Origin of the sequence: Yinghuangia sp. YIM S09857 (genome assembly GCF_051388915.1) — a bacterium.
Classification (GTDB): domain Bacteria; phylum Actinomycetota; class Actinomycetes; order Streptomycetales; family Streptomycetaceae; genus Yinghuangia.
The window spans coordinates 581,587-598,438 of sequence record NZ_JBPKBH010000002.1 but is presented as its reverse complement, the minus strand read 5'-3'; the positions used below and the strand labels follow the sequence as shown (position 1 = coordinate 598,438).

The following is a 16,852-nucleotide window of genomic DNA, read 5'->3' as shown; positions in this document are numbered from 1 at the left end:
GCCCGGCCGGGATGGTCCCGGCCGGGCCGACGTGTGGTGCTGCTTGCGGTGTCACGGCTGCTTGGCTACCGCCGGTTCACCTGGGGTGCCCGGTCAGGCGGGGGTGGCGCCGTTGTTGCGGCGGCGGCTCCACAGGAGGGCGCCTGCGCCGCCGACGAGCAGGACGCCGGCGGAAACGCCGATCACGACCGGGGCGTTGCTGTCACCGCCGGTGTCCGCGAGGGCGGGCGGGGCGGTCTCGGTCGTCGGCGGCACCTCGGGCTGTCCGACCGGGGCCTGGGTGTCGGTCGACGTCGGGACCGGGGCGGACGAGGTCGGCGGCTTGCTGGTCGACGCGCTCGGCGAAGCACTCGTGGACGTCGGCGGCTTGCTCGTCGCGGGCGCCGTCGTCGCGGACGTGGGCGGCGCCGTGGTGGCGGGCGCGGTGGTCGCCGGCGGGGTGGTCGCGGGCGGAGTCGTCGGCGGCGTCTCGCACTTCTCGCCGCCGTTCCACGCCGTGATCAGGTCCTTCGGGAACGGCGCGTCCGGGTAGTGCGGCAGCGGCTTCTCGACGCCGTCGTACTTCTTGCCGTTGCCGTACAGGTCGATCTGGCCGTAGCACTTGGGCGCGAACTCGGAGACGTCGAGGGTCGCCAGCTTTGTCTGCTTGTTCAGCTTGGTGGTGTCCCAGCCGAGGAAGGCCTGCTTGCCCGAGCTGGACCAGGTGGGGCCTTCGGCGGAGTACGACGCCAGCGAAACCGCGTACTCGCAGGAGTTCTTGACCTCGTTCTTCAGGCGGACCTGGATCTTGGCGACCTTGTCGGCCTTGGGGCCGTCCATGCGGCCGCCGCTCGTCCAGGTCTGCCCGCCGTCGAGCGAGTACTCCACGGCGGCCTTCTCGCAACGGTCGGCCGCGTAGGCGGGGGCGGTCGCGACGACCGGCAGGCCGATGGCGACGGCTCCGATGCCGGCCGCGCTCGCTATGTACTTTTTGGTGCTGCGTCGCACAGGACACTCCGGGAATCGGCGGGAGCTGAAGGCAGAGTGAACGCCGCACCCGGCGCGGGAGTCCGGCGCGTGGCAACGTGGCCGGAAACGGCCGTCCGCTCAGCCAACCGGATTATTCCGTGTCACACGAGTACCGCAAGCCCCGGGGGGTGCAATACGGAAAATGGACGAAGAGCCGCGTGGTTCACGGGGATTCGTCCCCCCGCCGCCCCGTCGGATCGCGAACGGACGGGGCGGGAGCGCGTACCCCCTACTGCCCGGTGTCGTTGTTGTCGCGACCTCGCGGATCTAAGGTGGTCGCCATGCCCGGCACACCCTTCCTGTCCGTCCTCTCCGAGGACGAGCTCGCGGCGGTGGCGCATGCGGCCGTCGCCGATCTGGCACACCGCATGACCCGGTCGGCGTTCCGGGATCCCCGGGACCCGGACGCCCCGCGTGACGAGGCGGTCCGCCGCGACGCCCTCGCCGAACTCCGCGTCCTGACACACATTCAGCGCGCCGTCGAGCAGCACATGCAGGACGCCGCCGCGCTCGCCGCCGACGCGGGCGCGGGCTACCCGCAGTTGGGGAACGCCTGCCGCATCACCAGACAGGGCGCCCGGCGGCGCTGGCCGGGGATTCTCTCCGCGGACGCGGGGCACCACCTGTCGCCGCACTTGTCCCCGCATCCGTCACCCCACGCACCACCGGGGCAGCGCCCGCAGTAGGCGCGGCGCAGCAGCGCTCTAGAGTCGGTCCCGCGGGGCGGGCGGTGCGAGGAGAGGGGCGGTTGCGGTGATACCCGAAGCGGCACACGTGGGCGTGGAGGATGTTCCCTGGGTGGAGAACCACGCGTACCCGGGGACGATGATGCGGCTGCTGCGCGCGGACCTCGCGGAGGGGACGTACGTCATGGCCGGACGCCTGCCGGCGGGCCTGGAGGTGGGCACGCACCGCCACATCGGCGCGGTGCACATGTTCACCCTCGCCGGGGCGTGGGGCTACCGCGAGCACGGCTTCGTCAACCGCGCGGGCTCCTACCTCTACGAGCCGCCGGGCTCGACCCACACGCTGTTCGTCCCGGCCGACAACACCGAGGTCACGGAGACACTGACGATCGTGCACGGCGTCACGGAGTACCTGGACGCCGACGGCAACGTCGTCGCGGTCTCCGATGCCGCGGCGAACCTGCGCGGGTACTACGAGAGTTGCGAGGCGGCGGGGTTGCCGCGTCCGAGCGGGATCCTGCTGTAGGCGGGTGCGCCCGACGCCACCGCCCGGGCCCGGCGGGCCTCAGCCGGTCGCGACCGGGCGCAGCTCGTCCTCGATCTGCCGGTTGCGGCCCGCGCGGATGCCGAACAGGATCTGAGGGATCATCAGGGCGGCCATCAGCGCGATCGGCAGGTCCCACGCGTCGGTGTGCTGGTAGAGCACGCCGACCAGCAGCGGGCCGGGGATCGAGATGAGGTAGCCGACGCTCTGCGCGAACGCGGAGAGCCCGACCATGCCCGCCGCCGACCGCGCGCGGAGGCCGATCATCGTGATCGCCAGCGGGAACGCGCAGTTCGATATGCCGAGCAGGATCGCCCACGCCCAGGCGCCGCCGGCGGGGGCGAGGTAGAGCCCGGCGTACCCGGCGAGGCCGAAGGCGCCCAGACCGGCGACCAGAACTCCCTGGTGAGGCAGGCGGCTTGCCAGGCGCGGGATGACGAAGGCGAGCGGTACGCCCATGACCATCGTGACCGCCAGGAGCAGCCCGGCCTGGCCCGCCGAGACCCCGGCGTCCCGGAAGATCTGCGGCATCCAGCCCATGGTGATGTAGGCGGCCGTGGCCTGGAAGCCGAAGTAGCAGGCGAGTGCCCGGGCGGTGCGGCTGCGGACGACGCCGGGTGCCTGCTCGGCGGGCGGGGGCGCGGCCTCGGGTGCGGTTGCGTTCGTGCCCCCGGTCGCGTTCCGGGTCGCGTGCGCGGATTCGCGGGGGTCCCGGCGGGACGCGCGTACCACCGGCACCCAGGGCACCACCGCGACCGCGGCCAGCACCGCCCATACGCCCAGGCCCGCGCGCCAACTGCCGCCCAGGGCATCGGTCATGGGCACCGTCGCGGCGGCGGCGACCGAGGTCCCGATGGCCAGCGCCATCGAGTAGAGGCCCGTCATGCTGCCGACCCGGTCCGGGAACCAGCGCTTGACGATCACCGGGAGCAGGACGTTCGTGAGGGCGATGCCCGCCAGCGACAGCGCGCTCGCGGCCACGAAGACGGCCGTGCCGCCCGCGAACGGCCGGATCAGCACGCCCGCGGTGACGGCCACCATGCCCGCGCACACCACGGCGGTCGGGCCGAAGCGACGGGCCAGGCGCGGCGCGGTGATGCCGAACACCGCGAAGCACAGCGGCGGCACGGAGGTCAGTACGCCCGCGACCGTCCCGCTCATGCCGAGCCCGTCGCGGGTCTCCTCCAGGAGCGCGCCGAGGCTGGTGATCGCGGGCCGCAGGTTGAGGGCGGCGAGCACGATGCCGACGGTGAGCACGGGGGCGAACCAGCGGGGGAGCGGGGACGCCTGCGTCGCGCCGTCGGGGGCGCCCGGTGCCTCGGACGCCGCGGACACCCCGGAGGCGCCCGGCGGCGTGCCCGGGCTCGTGGTGCGGTGCGGGGCGGGGTGCGCGGTGGGCGTGCCCGCCGGGTGCGGCAGGCTGGGGGCGGCCGCCGCGGAACCGTGCTCGCCGTCCCGGCGGTCCCTCGGAGCGCGCTCGGTGCACGTGCTCTCGGGCCGACGCGACGGCGCGTCCGGCTCCTGGGCGCGGCGCGGCGGCGGGCTCTCGTGGTGGGACATGACGTCCATCATAGAATCATAGGATGATTGGTTGTCCAGTTGACCCGGGCCTGCTCCGGTGTCACACCGAAGGAGTGGCATGCCCCTGACCTCCCCGCGACGTGCGGCCCTCGCCGACCAGGTCGCCGCGCAACTGCGGGCCCAGATCACCTCGGGCGAGTGGCCGGTCGGGTCGCGCATCCCCACCGAACCGGAGCTCGTCGAGCAGTTGGGAGTCGCGCGCAACACCGTCCGCGAGGCGGTCCGCGCCCTCGCACACACCGGGCTGCTGGACATCCGGCAGGGCTCGGGCACCTACGTGGTCGCCACGAGCGAACTGTCCGGCGTGATGCACCGGCGGTTCGCGGACGCCGACCCCGGCCACGTCGCCGAGGTGCGCGCCACGCTGGAGTCGGCGGCGGCCCGGCTGGCCGCGACCCGGCGCACCGGCAAGGACCTCCGGCAACTGGACACCTGGCTGGCCCGCCGGGCCGAGGCGTGGGCGTCGGGCGACGCCGAGGCCTTCATCACCGCCGACGCGAGCCTGCACATGGCCGTCGTGGCCGCCGCGCACAACGACGTCCTCACCGAGCTGTACGCCGACCTCGGCGCCCTCATGCGCGACTGGCTGCGCGACGACGTGGGCACCGAGCTGGCCCCCGAGGAGCCGATGGACCACACGCGCCTGGTCGAGGCCATCCGGACGGGCGACGCCGACCGCGCCGCGGCCGAGGCGGCGTCGTACCCCTACCACTGCTGACGACGCGGCCGGGCCGCCGGGCCGCCGGGACCTTCCTACGTCGGTGTGGGCTGGATGACGGGGGAGTCCAGGTCGTCGTCGGTGAGGGGGCGGGAGCGGGACTCGATGACCTGGTAGAGGTTGCGCATGCAGGAGTACAGGGCGCCGGTGCGGTCGTCGAAGAAGAGCGCGCCGTGGCGGCGGAGCCGGCGGCGCTCGCGCTGGTAGCTGAGGATCGGGATGATCAGGTAGCGCCGGTCGATGATGATGAAGTGCATCTGGATGAGCGCCGGGGCCATCCGGATGCGGCAGCTCACCGGGTGCAGCGCCTGGTGCGCGGTCGCGAAGGCCAGGTAGTCGTGGAACTGCGGGTCCGCCGAGAACGGGATCGGCTCCCGGCCCAGCGGCTCCGGCACCTGGATGACACGGCGGTGGAACGGCGACCGGTTGTCGGTGTGCGCGACCGTGGCCTCGCGGATCGCCCGGTAGTAGTCCTCCCGGGCCGGACGCGTCTCGTCACCCGAAGCCGGGTCGCCCGCCTGGTAGTTCTCCACCACCTCGAACAGGTCCACGAACGTGATGCTGTCGTTCGCGTTGCGGATCAGCTCGGCCGCGCGGCGGTACGACGCGCCGATCCCCGCGTCGTCGACGTAGTCGACCGCGAGCCCCGACGAGATCGCCAACTGGCCCAGCGTCGCGGCGTTCTGCTGCGTCTGCGTGGTCAGGGCGTCCTGGAGCGCCGCCAACTCCCTGGCGTGCGAGCGGCTTTGCAGGCCGATGAGGACCGCCGTACACCCGCTCACCAGTGTGATCACCAGGAGTGCCAGCAGCACGGTGTCGCTGTGGTCCAACCACTCCTGGAGCAGTTGCTGCGCGATCACCCCGAGGACGAACGTCGCCAGCGGCCCGTAGTACAGGACCGCCGGGCGCACGCGAGGCGTCGACCCCGGCCCCGGCGGGACGGCCGGCTGCGATTGCGGTATCCCGCCGGACGCTGCGCTGTTCACCACGAGGTCCTCCCCCGGTCGACGTGGCAATGGAGCTCGGAGCCCGGCGGCGCGGACGCCCCAAGTCGCGTCCCCCGGAAGGGCGTCCGACACCCAGTCTGCGCCAACACCCGCGCCGGATCACGGAAAAGGACGGTTCTCGACGACAAATTCCCCGTCGTCGGCGGCGCTACTCCTTGGCGGGCTCGTCGGCCGGGGCGGCGGCGGGGATTTCGGCGGCGGGGTCGGTGTCGTCGGGTTCCGTGTCGTCGGGGGCGGGGCGGGGGGCCACGAGGGAACGATTCTCCGGAACCCGGGCGGCGAACCTGGTGCCGACGACCTCGCTGTAGCGGGCCGTGAGGGGACCGATGACGACGAGGATCAGCACGTACGCGGTGGCCAGCGGGCCGAGTTTCGGTTCGATGCCGGAGGTGACCGCGAGGCCCGCGATCACGATCGAGAACTCGCCCCGGGCCACGAGTGTGCCGCCCGCGCGCCAGCGTCCCTTGACGCCGACACCCGCGCGTTTCGCGGCCCAGTAGCCGGTCGCGATCTTGGTTCCCGCGGTGACCAGCGCCAGGGCGAGGGCGGGCGCCAGAACCGGGGGGATGCTCGCCGGGTCGGTGTGCAGGCCGAAGAAGACGAAGAAGACCGCCGCGAACAGGTCCCGTAGCGGGCTCAACAGGGTGTGCGTGCCCTCGGCCACCTCGCCCGACAGCGCGATGCCGACGAGGAACGCGCCGACCGCCGCCGACACCTGGAGCTCCTGCGCGATACCCGCCACCAGCAGAGTCAGGCCGAGGACCACCAGCAGCAGCTTCTCGGGATCGTCGCTGGAGACGAAGCGCGAGATGAGCCGCCCGTACCGGACCGCCACGAACAGCACCAGCGCCGCCACCCCGAGCGCGATCGCCAGGGTCAGACTGCCCTGCGCGATGCCGACCCCGGCGACCAGCGCCGTGACGATCGGCAGGTAGACCGCCATCGCCAGGTCCTCCAGGACCAGGATGCTCAGAATGACCGGCGTCTCCCGGTTGCCGACCCAACCGAGGTCACCCAGCACCTTGGCGATGACGCCGGACGACGAGATCCACGTGACCCCGGCGAGCACCACCGCCGCGACCGGGCCCCAGCCCATCAGCAGTGCGGCGATCGCGCCCGGGACCGCGTTGAGCCCGAAGTCCACCAGGCCGGCCGGATATTGCGTGCGGAGATTGGAAACCAGGTCGCTTGCGGTGTACTCCAGACCGAGCATGAGCAGCAGCAGGATGACGCCGATCTCGGCGCCGATGGCCACGAACTCCTCGCTGGCGCCCAGCGGGAGCAGGCCGCCCTCGCCGAACGCCAGTCCGGCGAGGAGGTACAGCGGGATGGGGGAGAACTTGAGACGACCCGCGACCCGGCCCAACAGGCCCAGCGCGAGGATGATGGCTCCGAACTCGATCAGGAAGACCGCGGAATGCACCCGGTCACTCCCGTCCGAGGATCGAGGCCGCCGTGTCCACACCCTCGCGGGTGCCGATCACGATCAACGTGTCACCGCCGGCCAGCCGGAAGTCCGGGGTCGGGGACGGCACGGCCCCCGAACGCCGGAGCACCGCCACTATCGACGCTCCTGTCTCGGTCCGCATGCGGGTGTCCCCGAGCGTCCGGCCGTTCCAGTGGCTGTGCGCCGACAGCTCGATCCGCTCGGCCACCAGCCCGAGGTCGGTGGTGTGCAGCATGTTGGGGCTGTGGTGGGCCGGCATCAGCGCGTCGATCAGCGACGCCGCCTCGGCGGCGGTCAGACGCAGCGACTGCGCACAGGCGTCCGGGTCGTCGGCTCGGTAGACGCTGACCGTCCGGGCACCGTCCCGGTGGGCGACCACCGAGAGGTGCCGGTGTTCGCGCGTGGTGAGGTCGTACTGCACGCCGATGCCGGGCAACGGCGTCGTGCTCATCCGCGGGGCAGGCACGGATGGTCTCCTTACTCTCCGGGTTACTGTCCAGGTGGACGACGCGTCATGCTGCCATTTGCCGAGGGCCCGAGGACATGGGTGCCGGCACGGATGGACACATCTTCGGTCCATCCGAAAAAATGCCCCGGGAGGTATGGCCGCGCACCGGGTCCCACCCGGACCCGACCGGCGCACCGGACCCCGCCTCCCGCTCCCCGGGCACCCCGGGCCGCCGACCCGGCCCGTCCGCGCGTCCGGGCGCACGTCCGGCCACGGCCCTCCGAGAACCACCGGGAAAGGCGAGACCTTGTCGCTGTTCTGGCGGATCTTCCTGCTCAACGCCGTGGTCCTGGTCACCGCGGCCCTGCTGCTCCTCGGCCCGGTCACCGTGTCCAGCCCGGTGCACCTGGCCGAGGCCCTGGTCATCGGCACCGGACTGTTCGCCATGCTGGTGGCCAACGCCCTGAGCCTGCGCTTCGGGCTCTCCCCGCTGCGCCGCCTCATCCGCGCCATGACGGCCGCCGACCTGCTGCACCCGGGCGCCCGGGCCACCGTCACCGGCCCCGCCGAAATGGCCGAGCTGACCAACACCTTCAACAGCATGCTCGACCGCCTGGAGGCGGAGCGGGCCGGCAGCAGCGCACGTGTACTGTCCGCCCTGGAGGACGAGCGCCGCAGGATCGCACGCGAACTGCACGACGAGGTCGGCCAGACTCTTACCGCCGTGCTGCTCCAGCTGAAGCACACCGCCGACCACGCCCCCGAAAGCACCCGGCGCGACCTGCTGCTCGCCCAGGAGACCTGCCGGGACGGCCTCGACGAGGTCCGGCGGATCGCCCGGCGGCTGCGCCCGGGAGTGCTGGAGGAACTGGGGCTGCCCAGCGCGCTGCGGGCGCTGGCCGCCGACTTCACCACCAAGGACCTCGTCATCCGGCACGAGATAGGCGCGGAGATCCCCCCGTTGGGGGAGGACGCCGAACTCGTGCTGTACCGCGTGGCACAGGAAGGACTGACGAACGTGGCACGGCACTCCGGGGCGGACGAGGCGGTGCTCGCACTGACGCGCACCGCATCCGGCGGCGTGGAACTGATCCTGCGCGACAACGGGCGGGGACTGGGCGACGCGGACGAGGGCGCGGGGCTGCGCGGCATGCACGAGCGGGCGCTGCTCATCGGCGCCCGCCTCGCGGTCGGCACGCGGCCGTCGGGAGGTACGTCGCTGCGCCTGGCGGTGCCGGTGCGGCGGGCGTTCGGGGACGGGACGGAGCCGTCCGGGGGGAACGGGGAGTCTGGGGGGAACGGGGAGGCCAGGGGGTCTGGCGGCTCTCACGGGGGATCCGAGGCGGCGGGCGGAACCGGCATAACGGGTGGCAGGGGTGGGACGGGCGGAAGTGGCATAACCGGCGGAACGCGCGGACCTGGAGCGCCGGGAGCGCCGGGCGGAACGGGGGCATCGGGGGCGTCGGGTGGACCCGGGGTGCCGGGCGGACCGGGCGCGCCGGGGGTTTCGACCGGGGCGGCGCGCACCTCTCGCGGGGGTGCGGCGTGACGAACCGGCCCACGCGGATTCTCCTCGCGGACGACCACGCGCTGGTGCGCCGCGGCGTCCGGCTGATCCTCGACAACGAGCCCGATCTGACGGTCGTCGCGGAGGCCGCGGACGGCGCGGAGGCGGTCGCTGCGGTGCGGAGCGTCGGGCGGGATGCGGGCGGGGCCAGGGGCGACGGGGGCGGCGCGGGCGACGGCATCGACCTGGCCGTCCTCGACATCGCGATGCCGCGCAAGACCGGCCTCCAGGCCGCCCGTGAGCTGGCGCGGCTGCGACCCGCGCCGCGTGTGCTCTTCCTCACCATGTATGACAACGAGCAGTACTTCTTCGAGGCACTCAAGGTGGGGGCGAGCGGGTACGTGCTCAAGTCCGTCGCCGACCGCGACCTCGTCCAGGCATGCCGCGCCGCCATGCGCGACGAGCCGTTCGTGTACCCCGGCGCGCTGGGCACCCTCGTCCGGCACTACCTCGACCGGGTCCGCAACGGCGGCGCCCTGCCCGAGCGGGCGATCACCGACCGCGAGGAGGAGGTGCTGAAGCTCGTCGCCGAGGGCCACACGTCCCGCGAGATCGCCGAGCTGCTCGTCATCAGCGCCAAGACCGTCGAGCGCCACCGCTCCAACATGCTTCAGAAGCTCGGCCTCAAGGACCGGCTCGAACTGACCCGCTACGCGATCCGTGTCGGGCTCATCGAGCCTTGAGCCGTACGCCGCCCGCGCGGGAACGGCACCGCCCCGACGCGGGAGCACCCGAGCGGGTGGAGTGCGGCCATCCGATCGAGGGCGCGTCCGCTGCCCGGTCACGTCCCCCCGCTGGGACTCGTGCAGCATGAGGGCGTCTGACAGGTTGGTGGGGTGGGTGGGGTGTACGACCGAGCACGGATGCGCGTACTGCTCGCCGTGGACGATCTCCGGATCGGCGGCGCGCAGGACCAAGTGGTGGGGCTGGCGGTGGCGTTGGCGGAACGCGGCCACCGCGTCGTACTCGCCTGCACGGAGGGCGGCGGCCGGTCCGCGGCCCGGCTGGCGCGGGCCGGAGTACCGGTGGTGGTGCTCGGACGGCGGCACGTCGCCAAGCGGCTGAGCCTGTCGTTCGCGGTACGCATCGCCCGCATGGCCAGAGCGGGCGGCTTCGACGTGGTGCACGCCCACGTGCACGCCGCGTCGATGGCCGCCGCACTCGGCGGACCGCTGGTCGGCGTGCCGGTGGTGGTGACGGAGCACAGCATGGCGTCGTGGCGGGGGCGGGTGGCGTGCGCGTACAGCCGCCTGCTGTACCGCCGGTGCGCACTGGTGCTGGCGGTGTCGCCGCAGATCCGCAATCGGCTGTGTACGAGCGATCGTGTGTCGGATGGGCGGGTGCGCGTGGTCGGGACGGCGTTGTTCGGGGCGGGGGGCGGTGGGGAGGGGCGGGTCCGCACGGGCGGATCGGTCGTCCGGGGTCGATGTACGGCCGCCTCCGGGGACTCCCCGGTGTTCAGCGACCCGTCCGAACTGGTGGAGCCGTCCGGACTGGTCGACCCGTCCGGGCTGGTGGACCCGTCCGGGCTCGTCGACGCTTCCGAACCGGTGGACGCCGCTTGGCCGGGCGATGCCTCCGGACCGGTCGATGCCCCTGAACCGGTTGAACCCTCTGGGCCGGTTGTGGGCGTAGTCGCGCGGTTGCGGCCGGAGAAGGGCGTGGAGTTCTTCGTACGAGCCGCCTCGCTCGTCGCCGAGGCGCACCCCGACGTGACCTTCAGCATCGTCGGCGACGGCGACCAGCGCAGCCGACTCGAAGGACTCGCCGCCGGACTGGGCCTCGCCGGGCGCATGCGCTTCCACGGCGAACACGCCGACGGGGCGCGGGCTGTGGCCGCCGCCGACGTCCTGTGCGTACCGTCGCTGACCGAAGGCGCGCCGCTCGTGGTCCTGGAGGCGATGGCCGCCGGAGTGCCGGTCATCGCGAGCGCGGTGGGCGCCGTACCGGAGCAACTGGACGGCGGCCGGGCGGGGATCCTCGTACCGCCGGGCGACGTCGACGCCCTGGCCAAGGCACTGGACGGCCTGCTCGCCGACGCCTACGAACGCGCCCGCCTTGGCCGTTCCGGCCGCCGCCGCCTCCGCGAACTCGGCTCCGCCGACGAGGTCACCCGCAAAGTCGAGGCCGCCTACCGCGCCGTGCTCCGCACCGCTGGAACCCCCGCCCCCATCCGGCGGCCAACCCCCAAGCCGACCCTCCGGACGAGCCCCGTCACGACCCCGCCCACAACCCTGACCACCAGCCTCCGAACCACCGTGACCCCGACGTCGGCTGTGAGTACCCCGGTTGCCCCGAAACCAACCGTGCAGACGACTCCGTGAGGGTTGCCGCGGGAGGCAGGTCGGGCCTTGGTCGGCCGGAGCTCGGCGCGACTCAGCCTGCGGGTGCCTCGCGAGGGTTGGCGGGAGGGGCAGGCGCCCCGGCACCAGTCCCTCGACGAAGTCCTTTGGCGGGCAGTACGCGTGCCCAACGACGTGGTGAACGACCTGTCCTCCGTGCGCGGCCACTGGAAGTGCGCGGAGGGCGGACCGAACTCCGATGGGGGGGGTTCGGGCCGTTCAGGTCGTGGACATTTCACTTGTCGGTGACGGCGAGCATTACCGAGGCGAGGACGGCGGGGACGTTGCCTGCGGGGCGCCAGCGGTGACGGGTGCCGCGTTGGATCACCGCGTCGCCGGTGTGGAGGACGACTGTGGACGTCTCGTCGGAGTCCTCGGCGGCGAGGGAGAGTTCGAGGGATCCGGAGACCACGACGCCGATGTCGACGGTGTCGGTGGTATGCCAGCCGGCGGTGCCCGGGTCGTGTCCGGCCGCCATGTCCACGCGGCGGAACGCCGCGCCGTGGCCGAGGGGTTCGAGCGTCCAGGGCGCGGTGGCGGGGACGCCGGTGAAGCCTTGGGCGGGGTGGGCGAGCGGGCCGCCGGTTTGCCACAGGTCGTAGATGGCGACCTCGCCGGGCGGGAAGGCGGGCGGAGCGGCGGCGGCGACGGCGGCGAAGGAGTGCCCGTCGGAGGGGTCGTCGGAGTGTGTTTCGGTGATGAGGAGTTGGAGGCCGCTGGAGTCGGGGTGGGGTGTTTGGGGCTTGGTGGCGGGGGTGTCGGGGACAGTGGCTTCGGGATCGGGGGAGAGGAGGACCGACAGGAAGGTGCAGGGGTGCTCGCCGGTGACGCGCCAGCGGTGGCGGGTGCCGCGTTGGACGACGGCGTCGCCGGGGCCGAGTTGGTGTTCGCCGTCGTCGAGGCCGAGCACGATGTGGCCGTCGAGGACGACCATGAAGTCGAGCGTCTCGGTGCGGTGCATGCCGGGCTGGTCGGGATCGTCGCCCGGTACGCGCAGCCATGTGGCGTCGACAGGCGTTCCGGGGGCGGCTGCCGGGAAGCGGATGAGGCGGCCGACGATGGCGCCCTTTGCGGGGAACGACCCGCGCAGTGCCGGGTCGGGGTCGCCGCCGTCGTCGGCTGTGGTGGGCGGGCCGTTGAGCCACAGCAGTTCGGACAGGCCGTGGCCGGTCGGGGAGGCGACGGTGACGGGTGGGGCGCCGTCGGCGACGACGACGGGGACGCCGTCGCGATGGCCGGTGACCACGCGGCGGACCGGGAACGGGAAGGGCACCGACACGTCGGCCTCGGGCACGGGACGTCCTCTTTCATTTGCTTTCATGGGATCTCGTCGGCGGATCTCGTTGGCGCTCTGGCGATGGTGGGTTCTTCCGTTCACACTCAGCCGCCGTCGAGGGTGATCAGTTCGCCGTTCAGGTACGAGGACGCGTCGCTCGCCAGGTAGAGCGCGGTGCCCACGATCTCGTCCGGCGCGGCGATGCGTCCGAGACTGATCCGCGCCGCCATGTCCGCCTGCATGGGCTCCGTCGGCAGGGACTTGTGCAGGCTGTCGGTGTGGAACATCCCGCACACGATGCTGTTGACGCGGATGCCGCGCGGGCCGAACTCCTGGGCGGCGGCCTTGGTGAGCGCGTTCTGACCGGCCTTTGCCGCCGCGTACACGACGGTGAACGGGGACGGGTGCAGCGACGCCTTGGAGCTGATGTTGACGACCGAACCGCCGCGCGGCATGTGCGCGGCGGCCAGTGCGGTGAGCCGCAGCGGGCCCTTGAGGTTGACGGCCATCGTCTTGTCGAACAGGTCCTCGGTGACCGCGTCGAGCGACGGCGGGACGGGCGCGATGCCGGCATTGTTGACGAGGACGTCGATGTGTCCGAACTCGGCGACGGTTGCCGCGACCAGGGCCTCACACTGCGCCCAGTCGCCGACGTGGCAGGCGACGGCGAGGGCCTTGCGTCCCATGGCCCGCACCTCGTCGGCGACGGCCTCGCACGCGTCGAGCTTGCGGCTGGCCACAACGACGTGTGCGCCCGCCGCCGCGAAGCCGAGCGCCATCGCCCGCCCGAGACCCTTGCTGCCCCCGGTGACCACGACGACCTTGTCGTCCGCGCGGAGGGTGGGGATGTCCATCAGTGAGCTCCTGTTGTTCGGGCCATGCGTTTGTCAGGCCATGTGACGGCCCTGATGTCAGGCCGTGCGAAGTCGGTGGGTGCACGCCGTGCGAGACGTGCGATGTCGGTGAGTGTTTGGCGAGTGTCGGGCGAGTTATTGCCTGAGCGACGAGCGATCGGCGGAGGAATCGGCGGGAGTGTTTCGGGGGGTGTGGAGGCGGCGGGTGCCTGGTGATCAGTCGTCCCGAACAGCAGGGTCGGACCCGGCCTGAACAGCAACGCCCTGAACAGCAGCGCCCTGAACAGCAATGTCGGACCCGACCTGAACAGCAGCGTCCTGAACAGCAGCGTCGGGCAACCATGTTGACCACTCGCGACGACCAGCCGCGTGCGCTCGCCGTGGTGGACAGCCCCACCAGCCTCCCGCTCACGGCAACACCTCGGGGCAACGCCTCACGTCAACCGCCCGTCCGCCTCCGCGTCCCGTGCGATCCCCTCGACCAAATACCGGATGTGCAGGTCGAACAACGTGTCCGCGTCCTCCGCCGACACCCCGGACGGGTCGCTGCCCGGTCGGCCGGCGGTGCGCCGGGGACGGTCCTCCGGCGGCGGTGAGGCACCCGATTCCAGTGCCACGAACCCGACCGTCGCCCACATGATCAGGCGGCACGCGCGGACCGCCGTGTCCCCCGGCAGCCCGTCCCGCCGCATCGCCTCCACCAGCGGGCGCGAGGCCTCGACGTACGCCTGCCGCCGCGGTGCCACGATCAGTCGGCTGTCGCGCACCCGCCGCAGACGCGACCGCAGTTCGGCGGCCCAGCGGGCGGCGTACGCGGTCCACGGCTCGTCGGCCCCCGCCCCCGGCGCCAGGTCGGCCAGCAGCCGGTCGGCGATCGCCTCGACCAGGGCCTCCTTGTTCCCCACCCTGCTGTAGAGCGGTACGGGCGACACCCCCAGCCGCGCCGCGACGCTCCGCATGCTGACCGCGTCGAGGCCCTGCTCGCCGAGGATTTCGATCGCCGCCGCGACGATCCGGTCCGCGTCGAGGTCGAGGTCGGACGGTTTTGCCATGGCTCAGGTGCCTCCGAGAACGAGTTTGCCGACGACGCCCCGGTCCGCGACGCGCTGGAGCCCGCCCGGGAGTTCGTCGAACGGTACGGTGCCGGTCACCGCGCTCCGCAGCCTTCCGGACCCGAGCAGCTCGGACAACTCGCCGTGTACCTCGTCCAGTTCGGCGCGCGTGTAGCCCCCGGCGAACACGCCCACGAGTGAGGTGTTGGCCACGACAAGCTGGTGGGCCGGGATTTGCGGCCACGAGCCGCTCGCGAACCCGACCGCGAGGAGGCGTCCGCCGCGCGCGAGCGCGGTCGACGCTTCGGCGGCCATCGCACCGCCGACCGGGTCGTACACCACGTCGACGCCGTGCCCGCCGGTGAGTTCGCGCAGCGCCGGGGCCAGCGGCCCGCTCCGGTGGTCGAACGTCGCCTCCGCGCCCAACCCCCGGCAGTATTCCGCCCGTTCGCCGTCACCGACGACGGCGATCACCCGGGCGCCGAGAGCCGCACCCAGTTGTACGGCGGCGATCCCGCTCCCGCCCGCCGCGCCGAGCACCGCGAGCCATTCACCGGCCGCGACGCGCCCCCGGTGCACGAGCCCGGCCCAGCCGGTGAGGTACGGGATCCAGAATCCGGCCGCCGCCGCGTCGTCCAGCCCGTCCGGCACCGGGAACACCGAGCCGACCGGAGCCAGGCACTCCTCGGCGAACGACCCGTACCCTTCCGTGAACGACGTCACCGCCATCACCCGGCTGCCGAGCGCCACTTCGACGCCCTCGCCGACCGCGGTGACCGTCCCGGCGACCTCCTGGCCCGGGGTGAACGGCAGCGTCGGCGTCAGCGGATACGTGCCCCGGCACATCAGCACGTCCGGCAGCCCGATCCCGGCCGCCGCGACCCGGATCCGCACCTGGCCGGGCCCCGGCCGAGGCGCGTCGAGGGACACCTGCCGCAGTACGTCGACCGGCTCGCCCTGCGCCACGACCTGCCACGCGCGCATCACAACCCCCTCGTCTCGTCGGTGCCGGCGGCGGTACGAACTGCCTCCGCAGCACCGGTCCCCTCAGCACCGGTGTCCTCAGCCGTACGCGCACCCGACGACGCCCCGGAGACCTCGGAACCCCCGGGGACCTCGGAACCCCCGGACCCCGCAGCGCCCGCAGCGCCCGCAGGCTCCGCCGAACCGTCGGACCCGTCCGCCGCGCCGAAGTCGCGGTCCATCTCCTCGGCGAACAGGAACCGGGCCGCGTGCGCGAAGTCCCCCGACGGCGGCGGCAGCGAAGACCCGCCGCACACGCCGATCAACTGGCCGGTGATCCAGGACGCGTGGTCGGACGCCAGGAACACCACCGCCCGGGCGACGTCGGCCGGGTCCCCGAGCGGGCTGTCGGCGCCGTCGCCCGCGAGAGGGGTACCGGCGCGCATGATGGCCAGGTTGTCCGGCGTGGTGGCCGCCGCCGCGGACTCGGTGGACATCCAGCCGGGACGTACGCCGTTGACCCTGATCCCGAAGCGCCCGAACTCGGCGGCCGCGCAGCGGGTGAGTTCGTCCACCGCGGCCTTGGATACCGAATAGCCGTTCATGAACGCGGCCGGCCGCGCGGCGGCGATGGACGACACGGTGACGATCGCGCCGCCGCGGTCGCGCATCAGCCGGGCGGCGTGCTTGACGGTGTGCGCGGTGCCGAGGACGTTCACGCCCAACGGCACCATCCAGTGCGCGGTGGTGAGGTGCAGCAGCGAACCCGGCATCGCGGTACCGGCGTTCGCCACGGCGATGTCCAGGCGCCCCTCGTCGGCCGCGGCCTCCACGGCGGCCGCGACACTGGCCTCGTCGGTGACGTCCGCCTCGAACGCCCGTACACCGGGCAACCCGGACGCGGCCAACTCCGCGCACGCGGCGTCCAGGACACCGGCGTCCGGGCCGCAGATCGTGACCCGCGCCCCGGCCGTGGCGAGCTCGGCGGCGATCGCCTTCCCGATCCCGGTACCGCCGCCGGTGACAAGAGCGGTACGTCCGGCCAACGACAACACCATCGGCTCCGGACGCACACCCGCAAACGGTTCGGCCCCGGGCGCATCACCCATCCTCGAACCGCCCCCAACCGACGCGGCCGACTCCGAGCCCGCCCCCGCGCCGGTACCAAACGAATCAACCGAGCCATCCCCGGCCGACCCCGTGGCCGACCCCGCGGCCGAGCCCCCGGCCGATTCTGTGGCCGAGCCCGCGACCGACCTTGCGACCGAGCCCTTGACCGAAGCACCCACCAACATCCCAGCCACCCCCTCCCCATCCTCCGAAGCCCGCCCCTGCCGTTCCCTGTCCTCGCTCATCGGA

Annotated in this window: 15 protein-coding genes and 1 pseudogene; 6 read left to right on the top strand and 10 right to left on the bottom strand. The window is 72.9% G+C overall.

Going from position 1 to position 16,852, the window contains the following annotated elements:
* Positions 1–93 precede the first annotated feature (93 nt).
* On the bottom strand, positions 94–987 hold the full coding sequence (locus tag ACRX5S_RS05865; protein ID WP_436771673.1) for an LAETG motif-containing sortase-dependent surface protein: 894 nt from the start codon (positions 985–987) through the stop codon (positions 94–96).
* 302 nt (positions 988–1,289) lie between these two features.
* Here ACRX5S_RS05865 and ACRX5S_RS05860 point away from each other — a divergent pair, with 302 nt between their 5' ends.
* Together ACRX5S_RS05860 and ACRX5S_RS05855 are read left to right on the top strand one after the other, a co-directional pair.
* The gene (locus tag ACRX5S_RS05860) at positions 1,290–1,694 is read left to right on the top strand and encodes a hypothetical protein (RefSeq protein WP_436771672.1); all 405 of its coding nucleotides are present in this window, start codon (positions 1,290–1,292) and stop codon (positions 1,692–1,694) included.
* A 67-nt stretch (positions 1,695–1,761) separates the two neighbouring features.
* Positions 1,762–2,220 carry a 2,4'-dihydroxyacetophenone dioxygenase family protein gene (locus tag ACRX5S_RS05855; protein ID WP_436771671.1) on the top strand — a complete coding sequence of 153 codons (459 nt, stop codon included), beginning with the start codon at positions 1,762–1,764 and terminating at the stop codon, positions 2,218–2,220.
* A 39-nt stretch (positions 2,221–2,259) separates the two neighbouring features.
* Here ACRX5S_RS05855 and ACRX5S_RS05850 read toward each other — a convergent pair whose 3' ends face one another.
* Positions 2,260–3,798, bottom strand: coding sequence for a CynX/NimT family MFS transporter (locus tag ACRX5S_RS05850; protein WP_436771670.1), 1,539 nt, complete (start codon positions 3,796–3,798; stop codon positions 2,260–2,262).
* Positions 3,799–3,877: 79 nt separating this feature from the next.
* On the opposite strand from ACRX5S_RS05850, the gene ACRX5S_RS05845 reads away from it, so the two are divergent.
* A complete protein-coding gene (locus tag ACRX5S_RS05845) occupies positions 3,878–4,537 on the top strand; it encodes a FadR/GntR family transcriptional regulator (RefSeq protein ID WP_436771669.1) in 660 nt (219 codons plus the stop codon).
* 35 nt (positions 4,538–4,572) lie between these two features.
* On the opposite strand, the gene ACRX5S_RS05840 is transcribed toward ACRX5S_RS05845, so the two are convergent.
* The 3 genes from ACRX5S_RS05840 to ACRX5S_RS05830 all read right to left on the bottom strand — a co-directional run bounded on the left by ACRX5S_RS05840 (position 4,573) and on the right by ACRX5S_RS05830 (position 7,442).
* Positions 4,573–5,526: a hypothetical protein gene (locus ACRX5S_RS05840; protein ID WP_436771668.1), complete on the bottom strand. Its 954-nt coding sequence runs from the start codon at positions 5,524–5,526 to the stop codon at positions 4,573–4,575.
* A gap of 166 nt (positions 5,527–5,692) precedes the next feature.
* On the bottom strand, positions 5,693–6,967 hold the full coding sequence (locus ACRX5S_RS05835; protein ID WP_436771667.1) for a cation:proton antiporter: 1,275 nt from the start codon (positions 6,965–6,967) through the stop codon (positions 5,693–5,695).
* A 4-nt stretch (positions 6,968–6,971) separates the two neighbouring features.
* The gene (locus ACRX5S_RS05830) at positions 6,972–7,442 is read right to left on the bottom strand and encodes a cation:proton antiporter regulatory subunit (protein WP_436771716.1); all 471 of its coding nucleotides are present in this window, start codon (positions 7,440–7,442) and stop codon (positions 6,972–6,974) included.
* A 304-nt stretch (positions 7,443–7,746) separates the two neighbouring features.
* Between ACRX5S_RS05830 and ACRX5S_RS05825 the strand changes: the two are divergent.
* The 3 genes and pseudogenes from ACRX5S_RS05825 to ACRX5S_RS05815 form a co-directional block, all read left to right on the top strand.
* Positions 7,747–8,679, top strand: a pseudogene (locus tag ACRX5S_RS05825) (HAMP domain-containing sensor histidine kinase); the annotation flags it as partial.
* 305 nt (positions 8,680–8,984) lie between these two features.
* Complete coding sequence (locus ACRX5S_RS05820) at positions 8,985–9,689, top strand: response regulator (protein ID WP_436771666.1); 705 nt, start codon at positions 8,985–8,987, stop codon at positions 9,687–9,689.
* Between the two features lie 162 nt (positions 9,690–9,851).
* A complete protein-coding gene (locus ACRX5S_RS05815; RefSeq protein ID WP_436771665.1) occupies positions 9,852–11,330 on the top strand; it encodes a glycosyltransferase family 4 protein in 1,479 nt (492 codons plus the stop codon).
* A gap of 253 nt (positions 11,331–11,583) precedes the next feature.
* Here the strand turns inward: ACRX5S_RS05815 and ACRX5S_RS05810 are convergent, their stop codons facing one another.
* From ACRX5S_RS05810 to ACRX5S_RS05790, 5 genes are all read right to left on the bottom strand, one after another.
* Positions 11,584–12,642, bottom strand: a complete 1,059-nt coding sequence (locus ACRX5S_RS05810; RefSeq protein ID WP_436771664.1) for a cupin domain-containing protein — start codon at positions 12,640–12,642, stop codon at positions 11,584–11,586.
* Positions 12,643–12,728: 86 nt separating this feature from the next.
* Complete coding sequence (locus tag ACRX5S_RS05805; RefSeq protein WP_436771663.1) at positions 12,729–13,478, bottom strand: SDR family NAD(P)-dependent oxidoreductase; 750 nt, start codon at positions 13,476–13,478, stop codon at positions 12,729–12,731.
* 434 nt (positions 13,479–13,912) lie between these two features.
* Entirely contained in the window at positions 13,913–14,530 is a 618-nt protein-coding gene (locus ACRX5S_RS05800) for a TetR/AcrR family transcriptional regulator (protein ID WP_436771662.1), read from the bottom strand.
* 3 nt (positions 14,531–14,533) lie between these two features.
* Positions 14,534–15,514, bottom strand: coding sequence for an NADPH:quinone oxidoreductase family protein (locus tag ACRX5S_RS05795; protein ID WP_436771661.1), 981 nt, complete (start codon positions 15,512–15,514; stop codon positions 14,534–14,536).
* Positions 15,514–16,602 (bottom strand): SDR family NAD(P)-dependent oxidoreductase, encoded by a 1,089-nt coding sequence (locus tag ACRX5S_RS05790; protein WP_436771660.1) that lies wholly within the window; start codon positions 16,600–16,602, stop codon positions 15,514–15,516. The genes ACRX5S_RS05795 and ACRX5S_RS05790 overlap by 1 nt, the downstream gene beginning before the upstream one ends.
* Positions 16,603–16,852: the final 250 nt, after the last annotated feature.